Origin of the sequence: Blattabacterium sp. (Blatta orientalis) str. Tarazona (assembly GCF_000334405.1) — a bacterium.
In the GTDB taxonomy this organism is placed as follows: Bacteria; Bacteroidota; Bacteroidia; order Flavobacteriales; family Blattabacteriaceae; genus Blattabacterium.
The window spans coordinates 420,514-440,970 of sequence record NC_020195.1; the positions used below are offsets into that span (position 1 = coordinate 420,514).

Annotated in this window: 23 protein-coding genes and 1 tRNA gene; 15 read left to right on the forward strand and 9 right to left on the reverse strand. The window is 27.4% G+C overall.

Annotated elements, in window-relative coordinates; translation table 11 throughout:
• Nucleotides 1-6: 6 nt before the first annotated feature.
• From BLBBOR_RS02095 to trpA, 5 genes are read left to right on the forward strand one after another with little or no spacing between them, the layout of a single operon-like run.
• Nucleotides 7-585 carry an aminodeoxychorismate/anthranilate synthase component II gene (locus BLBBOR_RS02095; protein ID WP_015370786.1) on the forward strand — a complete coding sequence of 193 codons (579 nt, stop codon included), beginning with the start codon at nt 7-9 and terminating at the stop codon, nt 583-585.
• A gap of 2 nt (nt 586-587) precedes the next feature.
• Entirely contained in the window at nt 588-1,574 is a 987-nt protein-coding gene (trpD, locus tag BLBBOR_RS02100; RefSeq protein WP_015370787.1) for an anthranilate phosphoribosyltransferase, read from the forward strand.
• Entirely contained in the window at nt 1,571-2,380 is an 810-nt protein-coding gene (gene trpC / locus BLBBOR_RS02105) for an indole-3-glycerol phosphate synthase TrpC (protein WP_015370788.1), read from the forward strand. Before trpD ends, trpC begins: the two co-directional genes overlap by 4 nt.
• Before the next feature lie 25 nt (nt 2,381-2,405).
• Complete coding sequence (locus BLBBOR_RS02110) at nt 2,406-4,202, forward strand: bifunctional phosphoribosylanthranilate isomerase/tryptophan synthase subunit beta (RefSeq protein ID WP_235043211.1); 1,797 nt, start codon at nt 2,406-2,408, stop codon at nt 4,200-4,202.
• The gene (gene trpA / locus BLBBOR_RS02115) at nt 4,186-4,956 is read left to right on the forward strand and encodes a tryptophan synthase subunit alpha (protein ID WP_015370790.1); all 771 of its coding nucleotides are present in this window, start codon (nt 4,186-4,188) and stop codon (nt 4,954-4,956) included. Before BLBBOR_RS02110 ends, trpA begins: the two co-directional genes overlap by 17 nt.
• Here trpA and BLBBOR_RS02120 read toward each other — a convergent pair.
• The 5 genes from BLBBOR_RS02120 to BLBBOR_RS02135 all read right to left on the reverse strand — a co-directional run bounded on the left by BLBBOR_RS02120 (nt 4,948) and on the right by BLBBOR_RS02135 (nt 8,596).
• Nucleotides 4,948-5,607, reverse strand: a complete 660-nt coding sequence (locus BLBBOR_RS02120; protein WP_015370791.1) for a YggS family pyridoxal phosphate-dependent enzyme — start codon at nt 5,605-5,607, stop codon at nt 4,948-4,950. The genes trpA and BLBBOR_RS02120 overlap by 9 nt on opposite strands.
• On the reverse strand, nt 5,594-6,682 hold the full coding sequence (gene serC, locus BLBBOR_RS02125) for a 3-phosphoserine/phosphohydroxythreonine transaminase (protein WP_015370792.1): 1,089 nt from the start codon (nt 6,680-6,682) through the stop codon (nt 5,594-5,596). Before serC ends, BLBBOR_RS02120 begins: the two co-directional genes overlap by 14 nt.
• A 76-nt stretch (nt 6,683-6,758) precedes the next feature.
• A complete protein-coding gene (locus BLBBOR_RS03310) occupies nt 6,759-6,974 on the reverse strand; it encodes a tRNA lysidine(34) synthetase TilS C-terminal domain-containing protein (protein WP_235043212.1) in 216 nt (71 codons plus the stop codon).
• A gap of 27 nt (nt 6,975-7,001) precedes the next feature.
• Nucleotides 7,002-8,081: a tRNA lysidine(34) synthetase TilS gene (gene tilS, locus BLBBOR_RS02130; protein WP_015370793.1), complete on the reverse strand. Its 1,080-nt coding sequence runs from the start codon at nt 8,079-8,081 to the stop codon at nt 7,002-7,004.
• Nucleotides 8,078-8,596, reverse strand: coding sequence for a shikimate kinase (locus tag BLBBOR_RS02135; protein ID WP_015370794.1), 519 nt, complete (start codon nt 8,594-8,596; stop codon nt 8,078-8,080). Before BLBBOR_RS02135 ends, tilS begins: the two co-directional genes overlap by 4 nt.
• Nucleotides 8,597-8,644: 48 nt before the next feature.
• On the opposite strand from BLBBOR_RS02135, the gene BLBBOR_RS02140 reads away from it, so the two are divergent.
• Nucleotides 8,645-8,717 (forward strand) — tRNA-Lys (locus BLBBOR_RS02140).
• Between the two features lie 12 nt (nt 8,718-8,729).
• Here the strand turns inward: BLBBOR_RS02140 and BLBBOR_RS02145 are convergent.
• Nucleotides 8,730-9,500: an exodeoxyribonuclease III gene (locus tag BLBBOR_RS02145; RefSeq protein WP_015370795.1), complete on the reverse strand. Its 771-nt coding sequence runs from the start codon at nt 9,498-9,500 to the stop codon at nt 8,730-8,732.
• Between the two features lie 181 nt (nt 9,501-9,681).
• On the opposite strand from BLBBOR_RS02145, the gene hisG reads away from it, so the two are divergent.
• The 8 genes from hisG to hisIE are packed head-to-tail and all read left to right on the forward strand — an operon-like array spanning nt 9,682 to nt 16,853.
• Nucleotides 9,682-10,539 carry an ATP phosphoribosyltransferase gene (gene hisG / locus BLBBOR_RS02150; RefSeq protein ID WP_015370796.1) on the forward strand — a complete coding sequence of 286 codons (858 nt, stop codon included), beginning with the start codon at nt 9,682-9,684 and terminating at the stop codon, nt 10,537-10,539.
• Between the two features lie 12 nt (nt 10,540-10,551).
• Nucleotides 10,552-11,844: a histidinol dehydrogenase gene (gene hisD, locus BLBBOR_RS02155; RefSeq protein WP_015370797.1), complete on the forward strand. Its 1,293-nt coding sequence runs from the start codon at nt 10,552-10,554 to the stop codon at nt 11,842-11,844.
• A 9-nt stretch (nt 11,845-11,853) separates the two neighbouring features.
• Complete coding sequence (gene hisC / locus BLBBOR_RS02160) at nt 11,854-12,939, forward strand: histidinol-phosphate transaminase (protein ID WP_015370798.1); 1,086 nt, start codon at nt 11,854-11,856, stop codon at nt 12,937-12,939.
• 32 nt (nt 12,940-12,971) lie between these two features.
• Complete coding sequence (gene hisB / locus BLBBOR_RS02165) at nt 12,972-14,108, forward strand: bifunctional histidinol-phosphatase/imidazoleglycerol-phosphate dehydratase HisB (protein WP_015370799.1); 1,137 nt, start codon at nt 12,972-12,974, stop codon at nt 14,106-14,108.
• 21 nt (nt 14,109-14,129) lie between these two features.
• A complete protein-coding gene (gene hisH, locus BLBBOR_RS02170; protein ID WP_015370800.1) occupies nt 14,130-14,720 on the forward strand; it encodes an imidazole glycerol phosphate synthase subunit HisH in 591 nt (196 codons plus the stop codon).
• Between the two features lie 17 nt (nt 14,721-14,737).
• Entirely contained in the window at nt 14,738-15,463 is a 726-nt protein-coding gene (gene hisA / locus BLBBOR_RS02175; protein WP_015370801.1) for a 1-(5-phosphoribosyl)-5-[(5-phosphoribosylamino)methylideneamino]imidazole-4-carboxamide isomerase, read from the forward strand.
• An 8-nt stretch (nt 15,464-15,471) separates the two neighbouring features.
• Nucleotides 15,472-16,233, forward strand: coding sequence for an imidazole glycerol phosphate synthase subunit HisF (gene hisF / locus BLBBOR_RS02180; protein WP_015370802.1), 762 nt, complete (start codon nt 15,472-15,474; stop codon nt 16,231-16,233).
• A gap of 8 nt (nt 16,234-16,241) precedes the next feature.
• Nucleotides 16,242-16,853, forward strand: coding sequence for a bifunctional phosphoribosyl-AMP cyclohydrolase/phosphoribosyl-ATP diphosphatase HisIE (gene hisIE / locus BLBBOR_RS02185; protein WP_015370803.1), 612 nt, complete (start codon nt 16,242-16,244; stop codon nt 16,851-16,853).
• Here the strand turns inward: hisIE and BLBBOR_RS02190 are convergent.
• Genes BLBBOR_RS02190 through rsmA form a run of 3 tightly spaced genes read right to left on the reverse strand, consistent with a single transcriptional unit; the run spans nt 16,850 to nt 19,099 of the window.
• Complete coding sequence (locus BLBBOR_RS02190) at nt 16,850-17,464, reverse strand: 7-carboxy-7-deazaguanine synthase QueE (protein WP_015370804.1); 615 nt, start codon at nt 17,462-17,464, stop codon at nt 16,850-16,852. The two genes, hisIE and BLBBOR_RS02190, sit on opposite strands and share 4 nt — an antisense overlap.
• Nucleotides 17,451-18,329 carry a bifunctional 5,10-methylenetetrahydrofolate dehydrogenase/5,10-methenyltetrahydrofolate cyclohydrolase gene (locus BLBBOR_RS02195; RefSeq protein WP_015370805.1) on the reverse strand — a complete coding sequence of 293 codons (879 nt, stop codon included), beginning with the start codon at nt 18,327-18,329 and terminating at the stop codon, nt 17,451-17,453. The genes BLBBOR_RS02190 and BLBBOR_RS02195 overlap by 14 nt, the downstream gene beginning before the upstream one ends.
• Nucleotides 18,326-19,099, reverse strand: a complete 774-nt coding sequence (gene rsmA, locus BLBBOR_RS02200) for a 16S rRNA (adenine(1518)-N(6)/adenine(1519)-N(6))-dimethyltransferase RsmA (protein ID WP_015370806.1) — start codon at nt 19,097-19,099, stop codon at nt 18,326-18,328. Before rsmA ends, BLBBOR_RS02195 begins: the two co-directional genes overlap by 4 nt.
• Before the next feature lie 68 nt (nt 19,100-19,167).
• Here rsmA and serS point away from each other — a divergent pair, with 68 nt between their 5' ends.
• Nucleotides 19,168-20,442 (forward strand): serine--tRNA ligase, encoded by a 1,275-nt coding sequence (serS, locus tag BLBBOR_RS02205; protein WP_015370807.1) that lies wholly within the window; start codon nt 19,168-19,170, stop codon nt 20,440-20,442.
• The last annotated feature ends 15 nt before the right edge of the window (nt 20,443-20,457 follow it).

A 20,457-nucleotide genomic window follows, 5' to 3' on the forward strand; every position in this document is an offset into this window, starting at 1 on the left:
AGAAGTATGAGAAGTAAAATACTAATATTGGATAATTATGATTCTTTTACATACAATCTTGTTCACGCAGTAAAAAAACTTACAAAAAATCCTGTAAAAGTATCTAGAAACAATGAAATTAAACTTTCGGATATAGAAAAATACAGAAAAATAATTCTTTCTCCAGGGCCTGGTATTCCTGATGAGGCGCATATTTTAAAACCTTTAGTCAAAAAATATGCTTCTACTAAAAGTATTTTTGGAGTTTGTTTAGGTCAGCAAGCTATAGGAGAAGTATTTGGAGCTACTCTTCTAAATACTAAAGAAGTTTATCATGGAATAACTAGTTTAATCAAAATTGTTGATCCACAAGAAATTCTTTTTCAAAAAATTCCTAGAGAGATAAAAGTTGGACGTTATCATTCCTGGATCATCTCTCCCCGAAATTTTCCTAGAGATCTTAAGATTACAGCTATTGGAGATAAAGGAGAAATTATGGCTTTACGTCATAGATTTTATGATGTACGTGGAGTTCAATTTCATCCAGAATCTATTTTAACTCCATATGGAGAAAAAATTATAGATAATTGGTTGAATATGAATTAATTATGTTAAAAATATTGAATCATCTCTTTTTAGAAAAAACTCTTACAAAAGAAGAAGCTAAAAATATTCTTATAGATCTATTAAAAGGAAAAATAAATCCTACTCAAGTCATGGCCATGGCAATAGTGTATAACATGAGAAAACCTTCTTTAGATGAAATATTAGGATTTCAGAAGGCTTTGATGGAATTATGTATTCCAGTGAATCTAACAGATTTTCATGCTATTGACATTGTTGGAACAGGTGGAGATGGAAAAAATACTTTCAATATTTCTACTCTAGCATGTTTTATTGTTGCAGGAGCAGGAGAAAAAGTAATCAAACATGGAAATTTTGGTTTTTCCTCCAGAACTGGATCTTCAAATCTTTTAGAAGAGTTAGGTTACCATTTCACGAATAAAGAAGAAAAATTAAGAAAACAATTAGAAGAAGCGGGATTTTGTTATTTACATGCTCCTATATTTCATCCGACATTAGATATCCTGTCTTCTATAAGGAAAGAACTAGGCATAAGAACTTTTTTTAATCTACTTGGACCATTATTAAATCCTGGAAAACCAAAAAATCAATTATTAGGAGTTCACAATCTAGAATTAGCCAGAATGTATTATTATATATATCAAAATACGGAGAATAATTACGCGATCATTCACAGCTTAGATGGTTATGATGAAATTTCACTTACTGGGGATATAAAATGTTATTCTCCAAATGGAGAAGAATTTTATACTGTAGAAGAATTAGGAAAAAATAAGATTAATCCTGAGGAATTAAAAGGTGGAAAAGATACGGAAGAAAATACACGGATATTTATTAGAGTATTATCTGGAGAAGGAACTGTAGCTCAAAATGAAGTTGTTTTAATCAACGCTACATTTGCCTTGAGTCTTTTAAATAAAGATAGTTGGGAACATAATTATGATAAAGCGAAATATTCTCTGGAAAGCGGAAAAGCTAAAAATATTCTCAAAAAGTTGTTAGATTTATGAATATTCTTGATAAAATTATTTCTGTAAAGCAAAAAGAAGTATCCAAAAATAGGATCCTCTATCCCATACAAAAACTGGAAAAGAGTATTCTATTTAATAGAAAATCTCTTTCTTTAGTTAGGAGTATAGAAAAAAGTTTCGCTGGAATTATTGCAGAATTTAAGCGTAAGTCTCCTTCTAAAGGAATAATCAATGATACAATATCCATGGAAAAAGTGGTCAAAGATTATGAAAAAGCTGGTGCTAGTGGAATATCTATTCTTACAGATTATTCCTTTTTTTCTGGAAAAAATGAAAACTTAACAAAAACACGTTCAATTGTTTCTATTCCTTTATTAAGAAAGGATTTTATTATTGATGAATATCAAATTATAGAATCAAAATCTATAGGATCTGATGTTATTTTATTGATAGCAGAAATTCTCTCTAAGAAAAAAATTAAAGATTTTGCTTCTTTAGCAAAGAGTATCAATTTAGAAGTGATTATAGAAATACACTGTGAAAAAGAAATAGAAAAATTGACAGAAAATTCAGATATCATAGGAATTAACAATCGAAATTTACGAACCTTTCTTGTAGATTTCAAAAATTGTTCAAAATTAGTTTCAAAAATTCCTAAAAATTATATGAAAATGGCAGAAAGTGGAATTACAGATGTTGAAAGTATTCTGCATTTACGAAAAAAAGGATTTCAAGGTTTTTTAATTGGAGAAAATTTCATGAAAGATAAAGATCCTGGAAAGAGTTGTAGAAATATGATTAATGCATTAAAAAGTCACGAAAATAAAAATCACAATGAAATTTAGGCATTTAAAAATAAAGGTATGCGGAATGAAATTTCATATACAAGAAATATCTAATTTATTTCCAGATTTTTTAGGTTTTATTTATTATCCTAGTTCTCCTAGATTTGTAGGATATGATTTCATTCCTCCAAAATTAAAAAAAGGAATATTGAAAACGGGAGTTTTCGTGAATGAATCAAAATACAATGTATTAAAAATTAGTAAAGAAAAAAAATTGGACTTTGTTCAATTACATGGAAAAGAGAGTCCTTTTTATTGTGAAAATCTGTTAAAAAAAGGCTTAAAATTAATAAAAACCTTTAGTATAGAAGAATCTTTTTCCTTCAAAAAGGTTAAAGATTATATATCCTTATGTGATTATTTTTTATTTGATACTAAAACCCTATCCTATGGAGGAAGTGGAAAAAAATTCAGATGGGAAAAATTATATGAATATAATTTTGATGTTCCATTTTTTTTAAGTGGTGGTTTAGGAAAGAATGATTTTGATAAGATTAAAAATTTTTTTCATTCGCATTCTAAAATGTTTGGAATTGATATTAATAGTCAATTTGAAATAGAGCCAGGAAAAAAAAATAAATATAGCAGTAAACAGTTTTATGAAAAAAATAAGAGAATAATGAAATACTTAGCAGATAAAAATGGATATTACGACTCATTTGGAGGAGCTTTTATTCCTGAAATGTTACAAGGACAAATAATTGAATTACAAACTCATTATCAAAAAATTATTAAAAGTTCAGAATTTCAAAAATCATTTAAAAATATATTAAAGAATTACGTAGGAAGACCTACTCCTTTATTTTTTAGTAAAAAATATTCCGATAAATATGGAGGTAAAATTTATCTTAAAAGAGAAGATTTAAATCATACGGGATCCCATAAAATTAACAATACGGTAGGTCAAACCTTATTAGCTAAGATATTAGGGAAAAAAAAAATTATTGCTGAAACCGGTGCAGGACAACATGGAGTAGCAACAGCTACTACTTGTGCTTTAATGAATTTAGAATGTATGATTTTTATTGGCGAGAAAGATATGGAACGTCAATCTTCTAATGTGTTACGAATGAAGGCTCTTGGAGCTAAAGTTATTCCAGTTCTTAGTGGAGATAAAACACTTAAAGATGCAGTTAATGAAGCTATTCGTTTTTGGATCAATCATTCAGAATGTTATTATTTAATAGGATCCACAATAGGTCCTCATCCGTATCCTCAAATGGTTGCCGATTTTCAATCGATTATAAGCGAAGAAATAAAGAAACAATTAGAAGAGAAAGAAGGATGTGAATTTCCAAATTATATTATCGCTTGTATAGGTGGAGGAAGTAATGCCGCGGGATCTTTCTATCATTTTTTAGATCATGATTTCGTAAATCTCATTGCAGTGGAAGCTGCTGGTTTAGGAGTACATACAAAAAAGACAGCTGCTTCTATACATTGCGGAACTAAAGGAGTATTACATGGAAGTATGACCTTTCTTTTACAGAATAAAGACGGTCAGGTACTTCCTACTTATTCTATATCAGCTGGTTTAGATTATCCAGGAATAGGGCCTATGCATGCAAATCTTTTTTTAAAAAAACGTGTAAATTTTTTACATGCTACAGATGAAGAAGCTTTGCAAGCAGGATATGACTTGATCCGATTAGAAGGAATTATTCCTGCATTGGAAAGTGCTCATGCATTAGCTGCATTAAAAAAAATTCCGTCTAAAATAAACGATGTGATTATTGTTAATTTATCGGGAAGAGGAGATAAGGATATTAATGTCTATAATAAATTTTTTGATAAGTATTCTAAATATGAACAAACTACATAAATTTTTTGAATTAAAAAAGAAAAATATATTGTGCATTTATTTCACAGCAGGTTATCCAACCATAAGTAGTACAGAAAAAATAGTAACTACTTTACAGGATCTTCCTGTAGATTTAATTGAAATAGGGATTCCTTATTCGGATCCTTTAGCAGATGGAATAGTCATTCAAAATAGTAATAAAATTTCGTTAAAAAATGGAATGAATATTTCTTTGTTATTTTCACAAATAAAAAAGATTAAAGATTCTATAAGAACCCCTATTATTCTTATGGGGTATTACAATCAGTTTTATCAATTTGGAGAAGAAAAGTTTTTAAAAGAAAGTAATGAATCAGGGGTATCTGGACTAATTTTTCCAGATTTACCTGTCAATGTTTTTGTAGAAAAATATCAAAAAATGTTTAAAAAACATTTGTTATCTATGATCTTCTTGATTACACCAAAAACAGATCCAGATAGAATTTCCTTATTAAGTGAAATAACCGATGGTTTTTTATATTTAATTTCTTCTAATTCTGTAACTGGAGAGCCCATTCCTTTTGGAGAAAAGCAAATTTCCTATTTTAAGAGAATACAAAAACTTTCTACACATGTACCTAAATTAATTGGATTTGGAATAAGAGATAAAAAAACCTTTGAAATTTCATGTCAATATGCAAATGGAGGAATAATAGGAAGTTCTTTCATTCAATCATTAAATAAAACTAGATTGGAATCTAGTATTCGAGAATATATAAAATCTATTTTAGGGTAGTTTTCTTTTTCCAAAAAGAGATGTCCCTAACCGAATATGGGTGCTTCCATATTCTATAGCTATGGGATAATCATTACTCATTCCCATGGATAGAATATGATGTTGGTATTTTCTTTGATATTCATTATATAATTTTTTTAAAGAATAAAATTCCTGTTTTATTTTTTGAGTAGAACCATGAAGAGAAGCCATCCCCATTAATCCAATAATTTTTACATTTTTCATATGATGATAAATATCATTATTCATGATATTATCTGCTTCTTGATTTGTTATGCCAGTTTTATTTTTTTCATTACAAATTTTTATTTGTAATAGACATTTTATTACACGATTATGTTTAAAAGCTTCTTTATTAATTATTTGAAGATGTTCTATGTTTTGAACACTATGGATGAGATGAATGAAAGGAACTATGTATTTCAATTTGTTTTTCTGAATTCCTCCAATCATATGCCAATGAATATCTTTCGGTAATTTTTGATATTTTTTGATCATTTCTTGAACATAATTTTCTCCAAAATCTCTATGTCCTATTTGATATAATTTCTCTATGGAAGAGATATTTTGGTTTTTAGATACAGCTAAAATTTTAATGTTTTTAGGGATGGATTTTTTGATGGAAAAAAATCTACATTCAAGACCTTTCATTTTTTTTCTTTTTAAGAAAATTTTTTTCAAATTCTTTCATTATCTCAATTAAAAATTGAACACTTTCTAATGGAAGCGCGTTATATATACTCGCACGATATCCTCCTAAAGATCTATAACCATCTAATCCTACAATATTTCCTTTTTTCCACATGGAATTAAATTCTTTTTCTAGATTTTTTTTCTTTAAAAAGAAGGAAACGTTCATATTCGAACGATCTTCTTTATGAATTTTATTTTCAAATAAATTACTCTTATCTATTTCGTCATATAATAATTTTGCTTTTTTTTGATTCTCTTTTTCTAAAATAGAAAGACCTCCTTTATTTTCTATCCATTCTAGAGTTAGCATAGAAGTATAAATAGAAAATACATTTGGCGTATTTAAAATCCTGTTATTTTTTATATGAATATTATAATCAAGATAGGAAGGAATATTTCTTTTTATTTTTCCTAAAATTTCTTTTTTTACTATAACAATAGTCATTCCTGCAGAACTTACATTTTTTTGAGCAGAAGCATAGATTAAACTAAATTGACAAAAATTTAATTTTCTACTAAAAATATCGGAAGACATATCACAAACTATTGGTATAGTAGTATGAGGAAATTTTTTCATTTGTGTCCCTACAATGGTATTATTCGACGTACAATGAAAATAATCTACTTCATCTGGAACTTGATAAGTTTTTGATATATATGTATAGTCCTTTTTTTTTCCAGAAAAAAGGATTCTTACTTTTCCAAATTTTTCCGCTTCTTTAATTGCATTATAAGCCCATATTCCTGTGTCTAAATAAGCTGCTTCTTTTCTCATCAAATTATATGGGACCATACTAAATTGCAATGTGGCTCCTCCTTGAAGGAATAAAATAGCATAGTCTTCATTTAAATTCATCACACGTTTTACTAAATCAGTGGTTTTTTCCATTATTTCTAGAAAATCTTTACTTCTATGAGAGATTTCAAGTAAAGATAATCCGCATTGATTATAATCAACGACAGATTGAGCTGATTTCCTAATCACTTGTTTTGGCAAAATAGAAGGACCTGCATTGAAATTATGTATTTTCATAAATAGAATAACTAATTCTTTCCAAAATTAAAAAAAATCCTAATGGTATTTGCATTAATAAGGTATAATAAATCAATTATATTTTTACTCCCAATATTCTTTTTGTTTTTTCTGTTACTTTAAATCTATCATCTAAACGATTTCCTACAATCAAAATAATTCTCTCATTTCCATTAACTAATAACCAGGTATGGTCCTTTTCAAAAAGAGAAAATTTTTTTTCTTTATAATATTTGCTTAATTTTTTTTCCCTTTCATGTTTAAAGGATAAAAAAAATCTCCTTTTCTCCATGTTCTTAATTGTAAAGGAAATTGAATTTTATCTAAATCTATGAAGGATGCTTCTGTTATTATTTTTTTTTTTTGGATTCAAAAAAAATTTTAGATGAATGGGTAAATAAGTTTTTTTATGATCTTTTAGATTCGATATCATATATATTTCTTTTGAAGAATTTTGATTTTTTACCAAAATCCAATGATTTCTATTTTTGATAATTCGATATTTTTTTGAGAATAATTGTTTTCCAGATTGTGCATAAAGAAGGTTTTTTAAATCTTCTATATTAGAAAATCCATATGGAAAAAATAATTTGAATAAATAAAAAGACAATGGTTGTAATTCCTTAATTTTTTTGCATTCAATTTTCCAAAAAAATGGATTCTCTTTTTTTTCCATAGTAATCTCTTTATTAATTTTTGTTACCTCACTTTCTATAACTAAATTTTCCTGATGAAGATATTTTATACTTTTTTTAAATCCTTTGTAGAAAGAATCTGAAAAAGTAGATGTGATTAGACGTATTTTATTTCTTAAATATTTCTTTTCTTGATTACTGTGATCTAACCTCCAATTAACTTTTTTCATTTTAGCATAGTGTAAAATTTCTTCTTTAGTAAAACTAGAAAGAGGACGAATAAATTTTCTATTTTCTATAGGAATCCCTAATAACCCTTTTAGTCCAGTTCCTCTCATTATATTGATAAAAAAAGTTTCTACTGAATCATTTAAATGATGTCCTAATGCCATATGATCATAGGAATGTTTCTCTAATAAATCCTCAAACCAATCATATCTAAGTTTTCTAGCTGCCATTTGTATAGAAAACTTATTTCTTTTCGAAAAATCAAAAGTGTTAAATCTTTTTACGTGACATAAAATATGTTTTTTTACACAAAAATTTTTCACAAAATTTTCGTCCTCATTAGATTCTTTATCTCTAAGAGTAAAATTGCAATGAGCTACTCCTAATGTAAGGTTAGGGACAAGAAGTAATAAATTTAAAAGAACCATGCTATCTAATCCACCACTTACAGCTACACAAATTTTTTTCTTTTCTACTAAGGAAAAAGATTTTATAATTTTCTCTAAAAAAAAATGATCATATGAGAAATTCTTCATAATTCTATTAAATGTTTTACAATTTCTTCAACTATTTTGTATTCAGATTTTCCATGGACCTCTATTTTTTTATAAGATTTCTCGTAAAAAAAGATTCTTTTGGATAAATGCTGAATGATAAATTGAAATAATTCATTCTTAGATAAATGAGCTATTAAAGGTCTAGTTGCTTTTTCTTTATATAATCTTTTAAATAAAATATAACTCTGGGTTTTCAGATAAAAAGTTTTTGAAAATTTATTTAATAAATCCATATTATTATAATAACAAGGGGTCCCTCCACCAACAGAAAGAATATATTTTTGATGTGTTTTTAAAAATTTTTTAACCATTAAATGTTCTATTTCTCTAAAATTATTTTCTCCTTTTTTTTGAAAAATATTATAAATAGAATCCTTTTGGTCCTTTACAAGGATAGCATCTAAATCATAGAAATCCAATTTTAATTCTCTAGATAAAATTTTTCCTATAGAAGTTTTTCCACTTCCCATATATCCGATTAGAGTAATTTTCATAAAAACACAAAATTTATTGTAGTATATTTGCTCACAAGAAATTATGAAGACCTGGTAGCTCAGCTGGTAGAGCATTACACTTTTAATGTAAGGGTCCTGGGTTCGAATCCCAGTCAGGTCATTTTTTCTATTTTTAATTTATTTCAATTTCTAATACAGTTGGGCAATGATCTGAATATGGTATTTCAGGTAATAGATAAGCTTTATTCATCTTATTTTTTAAAGATCTACTCACCATAGCATAATCAATTCTCCAACCTTTATTATTCTTTTTTGCATTAGAATAATAACTCCACCAACTATAATGATTAGCCTCTTTAACATAATTTCTAAAACTGTCTATAAATCCTAAATTTAAAAAATCACTCATCCATTTTCTTTCTTCTGGTAAAAAACCGGAAATTTTTCTATTTCGTATAGGATCATGAATATCTATTTCATGATGACAGATATTATAATCTCCACAAATGACAAGATTTTTTAATTTTTTTTGAATTTTTTTTATGTAAGAAAAAAAATTATCCATGAAATAGAATTTAAAATTTAATCTGTTTATTAGATGTTTTCCAGAAGGAATATAAAGACTTATCACTGATATTTTTTTTAAGTCAATACGTAGAACTCTACCTTCTGTATCAATGGATTCTATTCCTATTCCATATTCTATGTGATGAGGTTTTTCTTTGCATAAAATGCCTACTCCACTATATCCTTTTCTTTTCGTTGAAGGAAACCAATAATGATAATAACCAAGATAATCAAATAAACTTGTTTTAATTTGTTCTTTAGATGCCTTTATTTCTTGTAAACATAGAACATCTGGTTGAGAAGATTTAATCCAATGGAGCAATCCTTTATTTATTCCAGATCTAATTCCATTAATATTATAACTAATAATTTTCATAGGAAAAAAGAAATATTTTATTAATAATAATTAAAAGTAATCATCTAAATCATTAGAGTTTCAAAAAGGTTAAAGAATATTCAAAATAGTTTTTTATATTTGCTGTAATGCATTAAATCTAAATCTATAAAGATTACTAAAATAAAAAGCTTACAAAAAGTAAGCTTTTATTATTTTTTATATGGATAAACTTAAAATAGCTATTCAAAAATCAGGTCGTCTTTATGAAGACTCCATAAAGTTGCTTAAAGATTGCAGCATTGAGATTAATATTGGGATAGATAAATTGAAGACAACAGCTCTTAATTTTCCGTTGGAAATCCTTTTCCTACGAGATGATGATATTCCTCAATATTTAGAAGATGGAGTAGCGGATATAGGAATTGTAGGAAAAAATGTTCTTTTAGAGAAAAGAAAAAAAATACAAATCAAAGAAACTTTGGGGTTTGGAAAATGTCGTCTTTCCATAGCAGTTCCTAAATCTTTGATATATAGAGATACAAATGATTTAAACGGAAAAAAAATTGCAACTAGTTATCCTTTTTTAGTTAGAGAATTTTTCGAAAAAAAATATATAAAAGCGGAAATTCACGAAATATCTGGAGCAGTGGAAATTGCTCCTGGAATAGGATTAGCAGATTGTATTTGTGATTTAGTGAGTAGTGGGTCTACACTTTTTATGAATGGATTAAAAGAAGTAGAAACCATCCTTCAATCTGAAGCTGTTTTAGCCTCTCATCTTCATTTGGGGTCCCCACAAAATATTATCATGGATAAACTTCTATTTAGAATACGAGCTGTAAAAAAAGCTAAAAATAATAAATATATTCTTTTAAATGTCCCTAATGAACGATTAGAAAAAATAATATCTTATCTTCCAGGAATCAAAAGTCCAGCCATTCTTCCATTAGCAAATTCAGAATGTAGTTCTGTCCATTCTGTGGTAAATGAAAATGATTTTTGGGGAATTGTAGAAAATTTAAAAGCGCTTGGGGCACAAGATATATTAGTACTTCCCATAGAAAAAATTATACTTTAACAGATATTATTTATGGACATTCAAGTGTATATACATCCTCCATTTAAAACATGGAAATCTATTATAAAAAGATCTATACGAGATGTTTCTAGATTGAGTGATTTAGTTTTGCCTATTATAAATAATGTGAAACTATACGGGGATCTAGCTTTAAAAAGCTATACAAAAAAATATGATCATGTGAATTTAAAACATATTCAAATTTCTGAGGAAGAAATAAATGAATCCAGTAAAAACATTTCAGATTGTTTGAAAAAATCTATTGAAGTCGCACATGAAAACATCCAATCTTTTCATAAACCACAAATACAGAAAGAATCAAAAATAGAAGTCTCTCCAGGAGTTATTTGTTGGAGAAAATCTGTTCCTATAGAAAAAGTAGGTTTATATATCCCTGGAGGTTCTTCCCCTTTATTATCTACTGTATTAATGTTAGGAATTCCTAGTAATTTAGCTGGATGCGAAGATATTATTTTGTGCTCTCCTCCAAATAAAAATGGAAAAATACATCCATCCATTTTATATACAGCTAAGTATATAGGAATAAAACGAATTTATAAAATAGGAGGAGCTCAAGCTATTGCTGCTATGGCTTATGGAACTGAAAGTGTTTCTTCTGTTTACAAAATATTTGGTCCAGGAAATTCTTATGTTACACTAGCTAAACAAATTGTAGCACAAAAAAGAATAGTTTCTATAGATATGCCTGCTGGACCTTCAGAAGTTGTTATTTTAGCAGATGAAACAGCCAATCCAGAATATGTTGCTTCTGATTTAATTTCTCAATCAGAGCATGATCCAGAAAGTTACATTCTTTTAATTACCATAAGTATATCCTGGATGGAAAAAATAAAAAAAGAATTAAAAAAACAATTAACTAGTTTTTCCACTAGACAAAATATTATGAAAAAATCTTTGGAAAGGAGCAAAATGATTGTTCTTTCTTCTTTGGAAGAAAGCATTCATTTGATCAATCAAGTGGCTCCAGAACATTTAATCATTAATTGTCATAATGCTTCTTATTGGGGAGATAAAATAAAAAATGCTGGATCTGTATTTCTGGGAAATTATTCTCCAGTCAGTGTGGGAGATTATGCTTCTGGAACAAATCATGTGCTTCCTACTTATGGGTACGCAAAATCTTATAGTGGAGTATCTGTAGATAGTTTTATAAAAAAAATAACTTTTCAAAAAATTACCAAAAAAGGATTACGAGGTTTATCAAAATGTGTTGGTGAACTATCTTTAACAGAAGGTTTAATAGCACATAAAAAATCCATTGATATTCGATTGAAAAATGAATGAAAATGCATCATGACTAGTAAAAATTTTGATTTAAAATCTTTAATTAGGGAAAATATTCTGAATGTAGATCCTTACTTATCTGCTAGAGAAGAATACAATCAAGGAAAAAATTCCATTTTTTTAGATGCTAATGAAAATTCTTTTGGAGCTCCTTTATCTTTTTCTAATTCATATAATAGATATCCAGATCCATTACAGAAAGAATTAAAAAGGAAAATATCAGAGGTTAAAAATATTCCTTCATCTAAAATTTTTTTGGGAAATGGAAGTGATGAAATTATTGATTTAGTTTATCGTATCTTTTCTCGTCCAAAAATAGATCATTCTATCATTTTTCCTCCTACTTATGGTATGTATGAAGTAAGTGGAAAAATTCATGGAGTAGATGTAGTGAAAGTTTTTTTAACTGAAGAGGAATATCAATTAAATTTGAAACAAATAGAAGATAAAATTAATCAATATAGCAAAATAATTTTTATTTGTTCTCCGAATAATCCTACTGGAAATGATTTGAAAAAACAAGATATTCAAAGAATTATAAATAAATTTACAGGAATCGTCGTTTTGGATGAAGCTTATATAGATTTTTCAGATCAAGAATCTTTTTCTCTAGAAATAGATAAATATCCGAATTTAATCGTTTTGCAAACGCTTTCTAAATCTTGGGGATTAGCTGGATTGAGAATAGGAATAGCTATTACTTCTGAAAAGATCATTCAATGGATGAATAAAATTAAATATCCCTATAATATCAGTAAAATTTCTCAAAAAATAGCTATTCAGGCACTTGATAATAAAGATCTATTTTTTTACTATTTAAAAAGCATTCTTTCAGAAAGAAAATATATGGAGGAGTCTCTAAATAAAATTTCCATTATACAAAAAGTTTATCCTAGTTCTTCCAATTTTTTACTAGTTAAAGTTCCTTTTTCATCAAAAAACCTTTATAAATATTTGATAGAAAAAAATATTGTAGTTAGGGATCGTTCAAAAATTATTTTTTGTAATGAATGTTTAAGAATAACAATAGGAACTCATGAAGAAAATGAATATTTGATAGATAAAATCAAAGAATACTCTGAAAATTTCGTTTAAATGTTTCAACATATTGGGATAAAAAAAGGATAATGAAAAGAATATTATTTATTGATAGAGATGGAACCATCATTCAAGAAGCCCCGCCTACTTATCAAATTGATTCTCTTGAAAAGGTGAATTTTTATCCAAGGGTTCTATTTTTTTTAACTAAAATAGCTCATGAATTAAATTATGATTTTGTGATGGTTACCAATCAAGATGGATTAGGAACGGATAAGTTTCCTGAAAAAAATTTTTGGCCTATACATAATCATATTCTAAAAATATTAAAAACGGAAGGAATTCATTTTTCTTCTGTTCATATAGATAGAACTTTTCCAGAAGAAAATTCTCCTACAAGAAAACCTGGAATAGGAATGTTGACTTCTTATTTTCATTCTGGTTACAATCTTGAAAAATCTTTTGTGATTGGAGATAGATTAACTGATGTTTTGTTAGCTAAAAATTTGGGATGTAAATCTATATGGATCAATCCTAATATTCTTATGGAAGAAAAAAACTTATCTATAGAAAAAAAATCCTTAAAAAAGATCATTGCGTTAGAAACTGATAGTTGGGAAAGGATTTATGAATATTTAAAGTCTACTAAAAGAATTTTTAAACATAAACGAAAAACATTAGAAACAGACGTAAAAATAACTATTCAACTTTATGGAGAAGGAAAAGCGAAAATACAAACAGGATTAGGTTTTTTAGATCATCTTTTAGAACAAATGGCCTTCCATAGTCTTATGGATTTAAATATTCATACAATAGGAGATCTTGAGGTAGATGAACATCATACCATTGAAGATACAGCAATTACTTTAGGAGAAATTTTTTATCAATCTATTATAGATAAACGAGGAATAGAACGTTATGGTTTTTTTTCTCTTCCTATGGATGACTGTTTGGCTACAGTTGCATTAGATCTTGGAGGTAGAAGTCAATTAACTTGGAAGGCAAAATTTATTAGAGAAAAAATAGGGAAAGTTCCTACGGAGATGTTTATTCATTTCTTTAAATCTTTTTCCTATTCTGCAAGATGTAATCTTTATGTTCACGCTATTGGAAAAAACGATCATCATAAAATAGAATCCATTTTTAAAGCTTTTGCTAAAGCTATTAAAATGGCGATAAAAAAAAATAGAACCAATAAGCTGCCTAGTTCTAAAGGAATGTTGTAAAAATTTTTTAATGAAAAAATTATGAAAACAATTATTGTAAAATATCCTGCTGGAAATGTACAATCTGTTCTTTTTTCTTTGGAAAGAATAGGAGTAGAAGCTATTGTTACCGATTCAAAAAAATCTATTCAAAATGCGGAAAGAATCATTCTACCTGGAGTAGGAGAAGCTAATTTTGCTATGAAATACTTGAGAGAAAAAAAATTAGATATTCTTCTATCTAAATTAGAACAACCTGTACTAGGAATATGTCTGGGAATGCAATTACTTTGCAAGTATTCAGAAGAAAGTAACACAACCTGCATGGGGATTTTTGATTTGTTTGTTAAAAAATTTCATTCAGAAGATAAAAATGATAAAATTCCTCAAATTGGTTGGAATACCATTTACAAGCTAAAAGGACCTTTATTTGAAAATATTCCAGATGGAAGTTATCAATATTTTGTTCATAGTTATTATGCTCCTTTGGGAAAGGAGACCGTAGCTGAAACAGATTATATCATTCCGTATAGTTCTGCAATACAAAAAAAACTTTACGCCGTCCAATTTCATCCAGAGAAATCTTCTTATATAGGACATAAAATATTGGAAAATTTTATTCGATTATTATAATATAAATTACTCATATAATGCAGATTATAGCAGCTATAGATCTTATTGATGGAAAATGTGTTCGTTTGATACAGGGAGACTATAAAAGAAAAAAAATTTATAATAAAGATCCGTTAGATGTTGCTTTTTTACTAGAAGATCATGGAATATCTAGATTACATCTAGTGGATTTAGATGGGGCAAAAAAGGGAAAAGTTATTCATTGGAAAGTTTTGGAAAAAATAGCAAAATTCACACATTTAATTATTGATTTTGGAGGGGGGATTCATACTGATGAAGATGTACGAATTGTATTTGAGAATGGAGGTTGCATGGCCACAGTTGGGAGTATTGCGGTAAAAGATCCATTTCTTTTTAAGAAATGGATCCATATTTATGGAAATGAAAAAATCCTTCTTGGAGTGGATGTTAGAGACAATAAAATAGCTGTGAATGGATGGACTAAATTGTATGAAATTCCTTTTTGGGATTTCTTAAAAGAAAAAAAAAGTCATGGGGTGAGAAAAATTTTTTGTACGGACATATATAAAGATGGGAACCTTTCCGGTCCTTCTTTTTCTTTATATGAGGAAATTCTTCAAAGATTTCCCGATATTGAATTTATTGCAAGTGGAGGAGTAAGGAATATAGAGGATCTAAAAAAATTAGACGATTTAGGCTGTCATGGAGTTATTATCGGAAAGGCAATATATGAAAATAAGATATCGTTGTCAGATCTTATAGATTGGAAGGAAGATAAATAAAATTATTTATGTTAGTTAAGCGTATTATACCTTGTTTAGATATAAAAAATGGGAGAACTGTAAAAGGAGTGAAATTTCAACATCTAAAAGATGCTGGAGATCCCATAAAATTGGGTAGTTGGTACACGCAACAAGGTGCTGATGAATTAATTTTCTTGGATATCACAGCAACAAATGAAAGACGTAAGACTTTCTCAAGTTTAGTTAGAGAAATCTCTCGTCATATAAATATTCCTTTTACAGTAGGAGGAGGAATAGAGGAAGAAAAAGACGTTGAATTATTATTAAATGCAGGGGCTGATAAGATATCTATTAATACTGCAGCTTTTAAAAAGCCAAAAATTTTAGAAATTCTTTCCAGAAGATTTGGAAGTCAATGTATAGTTTTAGCAATTGATGCAAAATATGAAGAAAATGAATGGAGGGTCTATTTAAACGGAGGAAGAGTTTCTACCAGGAAAAAAGCTTTAGATTGGGCTAAAGAAGGAGCTGATATGGGTGCTGGAGAGATCTTATTAACCTCTATGAATCATGACGGGACAAAAAACGGATTTGCTTTAGATATCACTAAAAAAATTTCTGAAAAACTTTCTATACCTATTATAGCCTCAGGTGGTGCTGGGAAATTAGAAGATTTTTATCAAGTATTTAAAAGTGGAAAAGCGGATGCTGCTCTAGCCGCCAGTATTTTTCATTATAAAGAAATAGAAATTTCTGAGTTAAAATGTTATTTAAATTATCATAATATTCCCGTTAGAACTAACAAATAAATTAAAAAATGAAGGATGTTCCAATAAAACAAATAAATTTTAAAGACGATTTGATTCCTGTTATTATTCAAGATAACAAAACTAATAAAGTTTTAATGCTTGGTTATATGAATCAAGAGGCGTATAAAAAAAGTATTGAAGAAAAAAAAGTGACTTTTTATAGTAGGTCTAAAAAAAGACTGTGGACCAAAGGAGAAGTTAGTAAAAATTATCTTTTAATCAAAAAGATATTGATTGATTGTGATAGAGATACATTATTGATTAAAGCAGAACCTACAGGTCCTATTTGCCATAAAGGAACGGATACCTGTTGGAAAGAAATGAATAAAATGAATTTTTTGTTTCATTTGGAGAATATAATTTCTAATAGAGTCAATCAAAAAGATGAAAATTCTTATGTTGTTAAATTATTCAAAAAAGGGGTTAATAAAATATCTCAAAAATTAGGAGAAGAAGCTGTTGAAATGATTATTGAATCTAAAGACAATAATCGAAGTCTTTTTTTGAATGAATCTGCGGATTTGTTATTTCATTATATTCTTCTTTTATATAGTAAAGGGGTGACTATTCATAACGTAATAAATCTTTTAGAAAAGAGACATAAAAGTAAAAACCATTAAGGAATATTTAATATTTTATGAATTTGAAGAGATATTTTCCATTTAGGATGATTTTTTATATAAGAAATTATTTTTGGAAGTATTTTAATGTTGTTTTTCCATTCAGGTTGTAAACATAATACACAATTGGATTTTTTAACATAAAAAGCTTGTTCTTCTGCAAAAGAAAAATCGCTTTCATTACAAATAATTATTTTTAATTCATTCATTTTTTTGTAATTTTCCTTCAAAGGACGTTTTTTCTTTTTAGGAGAAATGGTGATCCAATCTATATTTTTTTCGTGAATAGGATAAGATCCAGAAGTTTCAACATGAATGCGATATCCTTTTTTTTTAAGAAGACTTGTTAAAGGAGTTAGATTCCACATCATAGGTTCTCCACCAGTAATAACAATAGTTTTTACCTTTTCATTGATATTATTAATGATTTTATGAACTGTTAAAAAATCCTTTTTTTCTATTTTCCAACTACTTTTTGTATCACACCAATCACATTGAATATTGCATCCTTCAAAACGAATAAAATAGGCGGCTATTCCAGAAAAAAAACCTTCTCCTTGTATAGAATAAAAGGTCTCTTTAACAGGAAAAGAAACGTTATTTATTTTCATTATTTAATGCTGCTATTAAAGTATTTTTTATAAGCATAATGCGGGTCATAGGGCCTACACCACCTGGAACAGGGGTTAGATAAGAAGCTTTTCCATAAACACTATTGAAATCAACATCTCCTTTTAAAAAAGATTTTTTTCCATTTTTTACTTTAGTTATACCTACATCTATAACTATAGCTCCCTCTTTAATCATTTTTCCAGTTAAAAAACCAGGATTCCCTACCGCAGTTATAATGATATCTGCTTGTTTTGTATAGTAATCTATATTTGGAGTCTGACTATGAGTAAGTGTTACCGTGCTATTTCCAAGATAGTTTTTCCTGCTCATTAAAATACTTATGGGTCTTCCTACTATACGACTTCTTCCAATAACCACAGTATGTTTTCCAGATATTTCTATTTTATATCTCTCTAAAATAGTTAATATGCCTAGTGCGGTTGCAGGAAAAAATGCCTTCATATCCAAAGACATTTTTCCAAAATTTTCTGGATGAAATCCATCTACATCTTTTCTTGGATTAATAGACATAATTATTTTATCTGAATTGATATGCTTTTGAAGAGGTAATTGAACTATAAAACCATCTATTAACGGATTTTTATTCATTTTTTGAATTTCTTTTAATAATTCTCTTTCTGAACTATCATTTGGTAAATGGATTAATGAAGATTCTATTCCGATATTTTTGCATTCTTGTATTTTGCTGTTTACATAGGTTAAACTGGAACTATTAGTTCCTAATAAAATGATTCCAAGATGAGGAAGTCTCTTTTTTTTATTTCGTATGCTTTTTTCTATTTCCTTAGAAATTTCTTTTCTTATATCGATAGCTAATTTATTTCCATTTAATAATTGAGTCATTTTCTATTTTCTATTTCTTTTGTTAATTGAAGAAAATCTTTTACAGATAATTGTTCTGCTCTTTTATTTAAGAATGGGAGGTCATAATAATTTGGCGTTTCTTTAATAAAATATTGTAAAGCATTTTTTAAAGTTTTCCTTCTTTGATTAAAAGCTATTTTCACACATTGAAATAAAAGATCCTTATTACAGAAAATTTTTCTTTCTTTTCTCTTTAAAGAAATTACGGCAGATTTTACATTTGGGATAGGAAAAAAAACATGTTTATTTACTGTAAACAGATATTTCACTTCATAAAATGTTTGTACGAGAACAGATAAAATTCCATAGGTTTTATTTCCTTCATGAGATGTTATACGTTCGGCTACTTCTTTTTGAAACATTCCAATACATTCTGGGATGTATTGATTATATCTTAATATATGAAATAAAATTTGAGAGGAAATTCTATAAGGAAAATTTCCAATTATTGCGAAGTTTTTTAGATTCATTTCTTCAGGATTCCATTTTAAAAAATCTTTGTGTATGATTTGATTTTTAGAAACTGAAAAATTTTTTCTTAAAAACAGGATTAATTTTTTATCAATTTCTATTAAAAATACTTTGCGCCATGGAGTTAATAAATAACGAGTCAATATTCCTAATCCTGGACCTATTTCAACGACAGTATTATAATTTTGAAAAGAAAGATTCTTGACAATTTTCTTAGCTATATTTTTGTCTTTTAAAAAGTATTGATCAAATTTTTTATGAAAAAAAGATTCACGCATTATGCAAAGATAGAAAATATATTATTTGTATCTTGTGAAGACTTATAAATACGATTTTAATTTTTTCTATGCTTCAAGTCTCTTTCATACGTAAAAACAGGGAAAAAATTTTATCAGGACTAGAAAAAAGAAAATTTGAAAAAATAAACTTAATAGATGAGATATTAATCTTAGATAAAAGTAAGAAAAAAATACAATATGAGATCAATAAAATCTCAGAGAATGAAAATAAAATTTCCAAAAAAATAAGCCATATTATAGGTGATAAAAATGGAAAAAAAAATCCCAATAAAATCCTTAAAAGAGGAATCTCTTTCTTTAAAAAAGAAAAAAAAAATCTTCATATTCAATTAAAAAATATTATTCAAAATTTAGAAAAAAAATTAGATCAAATTCCTAATATTCCTGATGAAATAGTAAAAAAAAATTTAGAAAAAGACGATTTTCTTTTTCAAGAAGAAGCTCCTCATTCAATAAGAATTGAAAATGCTCTTCCTCATTGGGAGTTAGCCAAAAAATTTCAGTTATTTGATTTATATTTAGGAACAAAAATATGTGGATCTGGATTTCCAGTATATATTGGAAGAGGAGCTAAACTGCAAAGAGGTTTAATTCAATATTTCTTAGATCAAAATATACAAGCTTCCTATAAGGAGTACAGTTTTCCTTATTTGATTAATGAAATATCAGGCTATTCTACAGGACAAATCCCGGATAAAGAAGGTCAAATGTATTTAATAGAAAAAGATAATTTTTATCTTATTCCAACTGGAGAAATTCCTCTTATGAACTGTTATAGGAATAATTTATTAAGTTATAGAGATTTACCTATAAAATCCACTACTTATACATCTTGTTTTAGAAGAGAAGCTGGATCTTACGGATCTAAAGTACGAGGATTAAATAGACTGCATCAATTCGAAAAGGTAGAAATTATTCAAATTACTACTCCTGATACTTCTTTTTATTATTTAGAGGAAATGATTTCCCATATTCAAAACATTTTAAAATCTTTAGAATTGCCATTTCGTCTTATTCGTTTAATGGGAAAAGATTTAGGATTTGCTTCTGCAATAACTTATGATTTTGAAGTTTATTCTATGGCACAAAAAAAATGGTTAGAAGTTAGTTCCATTTCTAATTGTACTAATTTCCAATCTAATAGATTAAATCTTAGATATAAAACCATGACAGGAAAAATAGAATTATGTCACACTCTTAATGGAAGCGCTTTGGCTTTACCAAGGATTATGGCAGCTTTATTAGAAAATAATCAAACAGTCAATCAAATTAATATTCCTAAGGTTTTAGTTCCTTATACAGGATTTTATAATATTCAATAAAAAAGTTTTTATGTT